This is a genomic window from Sphingobacterium prati, assembly GCF_013167215.1.
GTDB classification, from domain to species: Bacteria; Bacteroidota; Bacteroidia; order Sphingobacteriales; family Sphingobacteriaceae; genus Sphingobacterium; species Sphingobacterium prati.
The window spans coordinates 100,196-108,465 of record NZ_JABJWY010000039.1 but is presented as its reverse complement, the minus strand read 5'-3'; the positions used below and the strand labels follow the sequence as shown (position 1 = coordinate 108,465).

Annotated in this window: 6 protein-coding genes and 1 tRNA gene; 5 read left to right on the top strand and 2 right to left on the bottom strand. The window is 39.0% G+C overall.

What is annotated here, in order from left to right:
- Positions 1–152: 152 nt before the first annotated feature.
- Positions 153–226 (bottom strand) — tRNA-Pro (locus HPC41_RS23680).
- A 342-nt stretch (positions 227–568) separates the two neighbouring features.
- Here HPC41_RS23680 and rplS point away from each other — a divergent pair.
- The 5 genes from rplS to HPC41_RS23655 all read left to right on the top strand — a co-directional run bounded on the left by rplS (position 569) and on the right by HPC41_RS23655 (position 6,807).
- On the top strand, positions 569–916 hold the full coding sequence (gene rplS / locus HPC41_RS23675; protein ID WP_077437627.1) for a 50S ribosomal protein L19: 348 nt from the start codon (positions 569–571) through the stop codon (positions 914–916).
- Positions 917–1,225: 309 nt separating this feature from the next.
- Complete coding sequence (locus tag HPC41_RS23670) at positions 1,226–2,311, top strand: carbohydrate-binding family 9-like protein (protein ID WP_172396572.1); 1,086 nt, start codon at positions 1,226–1,228, stop codon at positions 2,309–2,311.
- Positions 2,312–2,434: 123 nt separating this feature from the next.
- Positions 2,435–4,045: a CTP synthase gene (gene pyrG / locus HPC41_RS23665; RefSeq protein WP_216660866.1), complete on the top strand. Its 1,611-nt coding sequence runs from the start codon at positions 2,435–2,437 to the stop codon at positions 4,043–4,045.
- Positions 4,046–4,083: 38 nt separating this feature from the next.
- Positions 4,084–5,907: a membrane protein insertase YidC gene (gene yidC / locus HPC41_RS23660; RefSeq protein WP_172396571.1), complete on the top strand. Its 1,824-nt coding sequence runs from the start codon at positions 4,084–4,086 to the stop codon at positions 5,905–5,907.
- A 120-nt stretch (positions 5,908–6,027) separates the two neighbouring features.
- Positions 6,028–6,807, top strand: a complete 780-nt coding sequence (locus HPC41_RS23655) for an META domain-containing protein (protein WP_172396570.1) — start codon at positions 6,028–6,030, stop codon at positions 6,805–6,807.
- A gap of 94 nt (positions 6,808–6,901) precedes the next feature.
- On the opposite strand, the gene HPC41_RS23650 is transcribed toward HPC41_RS23655, so the two are convergent.
- Positions 6,902–8,251 (bottom strand): acyl-CoA dehydrogenase family protein, encoded by a 1,350-nt coding sequence (locus tag HPC41_RS23650; protein ID WP_409456485.1) that lies wholly within the window; start codon positions 8,249–8,251, stop codon positions 6,902–6,904.
- Between the last annotated feature and the right edge of the window lie 19 nt (positions 8,252–8,270).

Here is an 8,270-nt window from a genome sequence, read left to right as displayed (position 1 = left end):
CAGTCGGGGTGGCAGGATTGGCTCAGCCACACATGGCCCAGGCACTACCCTGAGCCTCCTTCGGATCGAACCCCCACAGCAACTTAAGCGGCCGTAGGTTCTCCTCCTGCCTAGAAACAAAAAAAGCCCTAACTTTCGTTAGAGCTTTTCAGTCGGGGTGGCAGGATTCGAACCTACGACCTCCACATCCCAAATGTGGCGCGATACCGGGCTACGCTACACCCCGAAAAGGTATCACCTTTGTTTTGTGTGGCACAAATATCGAATCAATTTTTCAATTTGTCAAGAGGCAAACTTAATTTTCCCACTAAATCACTGATTAATTGATCAATACTTTTACCTCAATCATTTTTAAGTGCCATTATTAAGCTCAAAAACAAGGTTGATTAGCCTGATAAAGGAATATTCAAAATAACTTTAGATTATCCATTTCATTTTCATATCTTTGCATCCGATTTGAATAACAGTCGATAGTTTTTTCAAAAAGTATTTTCATATTCAAAAAATAAGTCGTAATATTGCATTCCGATTTTTACAGGATATAAATCGTTAATAATTACTCGAAATCATGGATTTAGTAAAATTTGTAGAAGAACAAGCGGTAGTAAGAAATGAAATTCCCGCTTTCAAAGCCGGAGATACCATCAGCGTTCATTATAAAATTCGCGAAGGAAATAAAGAGCGTGTTCAGGTGTACCAAGGTGTAGTAATCCAATTAAACAGCGAAGGTGCTAACGCTACTTTTACCGTTCGTAAAATCTCTAACGGTGTAGGTGTTGAACGTATTTTCCCTGTAAACTCACCAAACATTGAAAAAATTGTAGTAAACAGCTACGGTAAAGTTCGTCGCGCGAAATTATTCTATTTACGTGGCCTTACTGGTAAAGCTGCTCGTATTAAATCGAAAAGAATCTAATTACGACTACCACAGCATAAAAAAAGGCTTTGATGAATTTCAAAGCCTTTTTTTATTTCCCTTTCCATTACCTGGCCAGCCTACCCCCTAATGGCATAAAGTGTCAGATACCACTGTAATAAAATTAAGACAAATACACTACTTTGTTAAAAACAATTCCTCCTTTTTGTTGAGCTAAAACATTTTACTTACTTTTAACATCGCCAATATCCTAAACACAAAGATCATTGGAAGTTTGATACTTAATATAACAATTTGATAAGTGTCCCTACAAAAATTTCCTAGCGGCTAATAGACAGACAATATTTGATGAAAACTATTTTTTTTATTCTCGCTCTTACACTCCAGACCCTAGCCATTTTCGCACAGCGAAACATCAAGGATTTTCTCCAACTGCAGTCTATACCCGAGACTTATTATGTCCAAAAAGCTCAAAGTCCGATCGAAATTGACGGTAAAGACAACGAAGTCTCTTGGGCAAAAGCACGGTGGACAAATACGTTCAAAGACATTGAAGGTATAGGCAAACCGAACCCAGCACTCGAAACTCGTGTCAAAATGCTATGGGACAACGAGCATCTCTATCTCTTTGCGAAATTGGAAGAGCCTCATATCAATGGTTATCTCAGACAGAAAGACACCATCATCTATCATGACAACGATTTTGAAGTCTTCCTGAAGCCCAACCTCCAATCTTCTGAATATATTGAAATCGAAGTCAATGCATTGAATACCATCATGGATCTTTTGATGACCAAACCTTATCGCTTCGGCGGCAAAGCTAATTTAAACTGGGATACCAAAAATATTCAAAGCGCGGTCTACCATGCCGGCACAATAAATAACCCAGCCGATCGAGACAGCTTTTGGACAGTCGAAATGAAAATTCCTGTCAGAAGTCTAAAATACTTTGGTGAAGGAGACCAGATCAAGACAAATGAAATTTGGAAGATAAACTTTTCCCGGGTACAATGGCATTATGACAGTAATGATAAAGGCTATATCAAAAGAAAAAATCAGTCCGGTAAGCCGCTTGCGGAAGAAAACTGGGTATGGTCACCTATTGGTCTGATCAACATGCATTACCCAGAAAGATGGGGACATATCAAATTTATAGATCAAGATAATCAACAATTTGTAGACGACCGGTTTTTGGCGTTGGAGAAAACAGCCTGGAATATTTTTTACCTGCAACAGATTTATAAAAATACGAATAAGCGCTACGCCACATCACTCACTGAATTAAGCAAATTGTATCCAGAAATTGATACAGTTGGCAACCATTATCATCTCGGATTTTTCAATGCAAGTAACTTTTATCGCATTGAAATAAAGTCAAAATCGCAACCGAATTTAAAGGCAACAATTGATAACCGGGGCAACATCGATTTTTAATTTCTTATTCAGTCGAAGTTCAATTATAATATTGAATAAAAAATTGCTATCTTTGTATCCCGTACATAAAGCAACTATTATTGGTCATTTTGACCACATAAAATTGAAAATCCTTTAATTGTTATGACTAAATATATTTTTGTTACGGGCGGCGTTACTTCGTCGTTAGGGAAAGGTATTATTGCAGCCTCCCTTGCTAAACTTCTCCAGGCACGTGGCTACAAAGTGACCATTCAAAAATTCGATCCTTACATTAACATTGACCCAGGAACCTTGAATCCTTATGAGCATGGCGAATGTTATGTTACTGAAGATGGAGCCGAAACTGACCTTGATTTGGGCCACTACGAACGTTTTTTGAACGTCCCTACCTCACAGGCGAATAATGTAACAACAGGTCGTATCTACCAACATGTCATTCAACAAGAGCGCGAAGGTGCATATTTAGGAAAAACAGTTCAAGTCATTCCACATATCACTGATGAAATCAAACGCCGCATGCAGCTTTTGGGTCAATCGGGCGAGTATGATATTATTATCACAGAGCTCGGTGGAACTGTAGGCGATATCGAATCCCTCCCGTTTGTTGAGGCGGTAAGACAGCTGCGTTGGGAACTGGGCGCGAATAATTCCTTGGTTATCCACCTGACTTTGGTTCCTTATCTAGCAGCAGCTGGTGAACTTAAAACCAAGCCAACACAGCACTCCGTCAAAACACTATTGGAATATGGTGTGCAACCAGATATCCTAGTCTGCCGTACAGAGCACAAATTATCTCAAGAGATCCGCAAAAAATTAGCGCAGTTCTGCAATGTCAACATCAATGCCGTTGTTGAATCTATCGATGCTTCTACCATCTATGATGTCCCTTTATTGATGTTGAAAGAAAATCTCGACAAAACGGCATTAACAAAGCTGAAACTATCTAACAAAAACGAACCGGATCTGGAAAACTGGAAAAACTTTTTAGGCAAGCTCAAAAACCCAACAAACGAGGTCTGCATTGCTCTGGTTGGAAAATATATTGAACTTCCAGACGCTTATAAATCCATTACTGAAGGATTTATCCACGCCGGCGCAACAAATGAATGTAAAGTAAAAGTAAGCTATATTGCTGCTGAAAGTGTTACAAAAGAAAATGTTGCTGAAAAATTAAAAGGCATGGATGGTGTATTGGTGGCTCCAGGTTTTGGCGAACGTGGTCTGGACGGCAAATTGAACGCGATTAAATATGTACGTGAAAATAACATTCCATTCTTTGGTATCTGTTTGGGTATGCAGTGTTCGGTCATTGAATTCGGAAGAAACGTATTAGGGTTAAAAGATGCCAATAGTTTTGAAATGGATGCGAATACCAGTAATCCGGTTATCAATCTGATGGAGGAACAAAAAAATATCACCAATATGGGTGGTACGATGCGATTAGGTGCATACGATTGCGAGATTAAAAAAGGAACCAAAGCCTTTGCGATTTATGGAAAAACAAAAATTTCGGAAAGACACCGTCACCGTTATGAATTTAACAATGACTATTTAAAACAATATGAAGCTGCAGGAATGATTGCTTCGGGCTTCAATCCGGAGACTGGTTTAGTTGAAATTGTCGAATTGAAAAACCATCCATTTTTCGTTGCGGGACAATTTCACCCAGAATTAAAGTCAACTGTTGCAAATCCTCACCCACTTTTTGTTAGCTTTGTAGCCGCTGCTTTGGCCAACAAGAAATCAAAGTAGTATAGAAGGATAGAACGAATTAAGTTTAATTATTAAAGATGGATAGAAATACCCTAATTGGTTTGGTCCTGATGTTTGCTATCATCACTGGTTCATTTTACCTGATGAAGCCTTCAGAATCAGAAATCAAACAAGAACAAGCGCGACAAGAAGCAAAAGCGCATGCAGCAAAAGGGCTGCCGGCAGAAAGCGACTCTACCGCGAAAGCTAAAACAGCGCAAACAGCAGCGATTGCAGATTCAGCTGAACTGAAAAAACCTTTTGGTGCATCAAAATTTGGTACTGAAAAAATCATTACACTTGAAAATGAAGCAATCATCGCCAAAATTAGTACAAAAGGTGGTAAAGTGAAATCGGTTGAATTGAAAGACGAAAAGAATTTCAATGGGAAACCTTTGATGCTTTTTGAAGGTGATGACAATAAATTTGGTTTCCTGTTCAATGCCGCAGGACAAAACATCTCGACAAATGATTTATTCTTCGATACTGAATCTTCGGATATCCAGGTTTCGGGTGAAGGAAAACAATCGGTAAAATTCAAATTGAATTATAGCGCCGATCAATATATTGAATATGTCTATTCCATCGCTGGAAAAGGCTATCACGTAGGTCTAGATATCAATACTAAGGGGATTCAAAACCTAATTCCGCAAAGTCAGAAAACATTGACACTGAACTGGAATACTGTTTTGAGACAAAAAGAACAAAACATTGAATCTGAAAGACAAAAATCTACACTCTATTATCAAGAAGACAATAAAGTAGACCATTTATCGGAATCCAAAGACGATGATGAAGCATTGGAAAAGAAAGTGCAATGGATTGCATTTAAACAGCATTATTTTTCAAGTATCCTAAATGCCAAAGATGGATTCGTTAACGCGAAAATCGATGTAAAACATGCGACAGAAAATGATGTGGTAAAATTTTATAACACCAATGCCGAGTTGGCTTTTGACAATCATAAAGACAACAATTATTCGTTGAATTTCTTTTTTGGTCCAAATCAATACAATGTACTGAAAGCAGAGGGAAATGATTACCAATCGATCATCAATATGGGATGGGGACCTATGCGTTGGATCAATCAATGGATCACTGTACCCGTATTCAACTTCCTAGATGGTTTCCACATGAGCTACGGTATCGTGATTTTATTGTTGACCTTGATGTTGAAATTGGTTCTTTCACCAATGACGTACAAATCATACGTCTCTATGGCCAAAATGCGTGTATTAAAACCACAATTGGATGAAATCAAAGCAAAAGTCGGTGAAGACAATCAAATGTTGATGCAACAGGAACAGATGAAATTGTATAAACAAGTTGGTGTGAATCCGCTCGGAGGCTGTCTACCACTTGTGTTACAAATGCCTTTTACCATTGCTTTCTTCTATTTCTTTCCAAACTTATTTGAATTGAGAGGTGAAAGTTTCCTGTTTATGAAGGATATGTCAACCTATGACACTTTATTCACATTTGCACCTATTTTTGGATCATTCAATCACATTTCACTGATGTGTATCTTGATGACCCTGACAACATTGTTGACCACTTGGTATAATAATGCGACTTCAGGCGCTACTGGTCAAATGAAATACATAGGATATATTATGCCTTTGATCTTCTTCTTTGTCTTGAATAGCTTCCCTGCTGGTTTGAACTATTACTACTTCTTAAGTGCGTTGTTTACATTCTTAACACAGTTGGTTATCCGTTCAATGGTCAATGACGATAAAATCTTAGCTAAATTGGAAGAAAATAAAAAGAATCCAAAAGTTGAGAAAAAATCCAGCTTCCAGGCTAAAATGGAAGAAATGATGCGTTCGCAACAACAAGCACAACAAAAAAAGAATAAATAATACGATTTATATAACTGATAAAGAAGGCTTCCAATAAGGAAGCCTTCTTTGTTAGTCGTTTTTTGTAGCACTTTGTCAAACCAAACGTTAAAAATGATGTTTATATAAAAAAATTAAAAGATGAGATTTAGAAACATTGTGGTATTGATGATGACTGTTCTTGCGCTGGCAAGTTGCTCAACGCTGAAAAAGAATTCAGATAAACAGGATTCCAGCAATACATCTGCTATTATTGGAAAAAAATGGCAACTAATAGAAATCGGTGGAAAAGCGGTCGCCCCGCAGGTCAATGGCAAAGTTCCTTTTCTCAAACTGGAAGAAAAAAGATACAGCGCCAGCGGTGGTTGCAACGGCATAGGCGGTGAACTTACTTTTTCTGCCAATGGAAAAATTAAATTCGCACAGGGGATGTCAACGATGATGGCCTGTCCGGATATGTCCATCGAGCAAGCTTTATCCAAAGCGTTGATCACAGCGGACAACTACACCGTTAAAAATGGTATCCTCAGTTTAAATAAGGCAAAAATGGCTCCTTTGGCAAAATTTAAGTTATTGGAGGAAAAGCAAAATTTAAGCGGAACATGGGAACTCGATTACATTTCCGGACCACGCATCGCTTTTGAAGGGCTATACCCCAACCGTAAACCAACGATGACTTTCAATACAGCAGACGGAAAAGTGAATGGTAATAGCAGTTGCAACAATTACAACGCTACATTTAAGACAGATGGTCACCAAATAAGTTTTGGACCGATCATGGCTACGAAAATGGCTTGCGAAGGCAGCGGTGAAGCGACTTTCTTTTCTACATTAGAAAAAGTAAACAGCTACGATGTCAGTGAAAACACACTGACTTTTATCATGGGTGACATTGCGATTATGAGATTTAAGCGCAAATAGAATAAAAAGAGATAAGGCGCTGGAATTAACAGCGCCTTATCTCTTTTTATTCATTACAGCCTTCTCTCGCTCCCATCAAAATTTGGCAAACGTTTTAAACAAAGGCACTAAATCCAGTGATACTTCTTCCAACAATAAGCGAATTAATTTCTTTGGTCCCTTCATAAGAATAAATAGCCTCGGCATCGGCAAGGAATCTGGCGACGTTATATTCCAATAAAATGCCATTTCCCCCCATAACCTCCCTCGCCTTAGATACAATATCTCTCGTACGCAATGAACAGAAGACTTTTGCAAGCGAAGCATGTTCATCTCGCAGCTGCCCTGCATCCTGGAGTTCAGAAAGCCGAAAGACAAGCGTTTGCATAGCCGTAAGGTTAGAAAGCATTTCGACCAAATGATTTTGGATCAACTGAAAAGATGCGATAGGTTTACCAAATTGTTTTCTTTTGCGTGTATAATCCAGCGCATTTTCATAGGCTCCGCGCGCGCAGCCTACTGCCATCCATGCCACCCCTGCGCGTGTCATCTGAAGGACTTTGCCCGTATCTTTAAAAGAATTGGCATTTTGCAATCGGTCTGTCTCGGAAACAATACAATTATCTAAGGTAATCAATCCATTCTGAACAATCCGCAGTGCCATTTTGTCCTTGATCTTTTCAACAGAGAAACCGGGATTATCTTTACGGATAATAAAACCTTTCACCTCGCCATCATCGAGATCTCTTGCCCAGACGATCGTGATATCAGAAAAGGTCGAATTGCCAATCCATTTCTTCTGACCATTCAACACCCATCCCCCCTCGGTTTTCTTACAAGTTGTTGTCAAACCGCCCGCGACTCCCGAACCAACTTCTGGCTCGGTCAGACCAAAAGCACCAATTACATTCATCTTTTGCATTCTTGGCAGCCACTCTTGTTTTTGTTCCTCCGATCCACAGATATAAATCGACCCCATGGCCAAACCACTCTGTACACCAAAAAAAGTAGCGACTGAAGCATCTACCCGTGCAATCTCAGCCGCAATAATGCCTTCCATCAGCGAACTTCCGCCCATACATCCATATCCCTCATAGGTATACCCGCAGATATTTAAGGCAGCTAGTTTTGGTACAATTTCAAAAGGAAATTCGTCCCTTAACCAATATTTATTGACAATAGGCTTTACCTCCACCTCCATAAACTCACGTACCTTTAGTTGAAGTTCGCGGTCTGATCCATTTAATTTGCTATCCATATCGTAGAAATCTCCATTGATAGGGGGTAATTCTTTTTTCTGATTACCGGCATTCAGCATCTTCATTAAACCACGGAGTTGCTTATCGTCCATTTTTGAGACCGCATCCATGACGGCGCCTAGATCTACCTTTTTCGAGATTTCCTCCAATTTGCCAAAGTCTATTGATTTTGCCAAATCCATTATATTCTTAACCTTATCAAACATAATCGTCATTCTTTTTTAC

Bases quoted from the DNA above. Each gene is read 5' to 3' on its own strand.
- rplS (WP_077437627.1), top strand. From the start codon at position 569: ATGGATTTAGTAAAATTTGTAGAAGAACAAGCGGTAGTAAGAAATGAA.
- HPC41_RS23670 (WP_172396572.1), top strand. From the start codon at position 1,226: ATGAAAACTATTTTTTTTATTCTCGCTCTTACACTCCAGACCCTAGCC.
- pyrG (WP_216660866.1), top strand. From the start codon at position 2,435: ATGACTAAATATATTTTTGTTACGGGCGGCGTTACTTCGTCGTTAGGG.
- yidC (WP_172396571.1), top strand. From the start codon at position 4,084: ATGGATAGAAATACCCTAATTGGTTTGGTCCTGATGTTTGCTATCATC.
- HPC41_RS23655 (WP_172396570.1), top strand. From the start codon at position 6,028: ATGAGATTTAGAAACATTGTGGTATTGATGATGACTGTTCTTGCGCTG.
- HPC41_RS23650 (WP_409456485.1), bottom strand. From the start codon at position 8,251: ATGTTTGATAAGGTTAAGAATATAATGGATTTGGCAAAATCAATAGAC.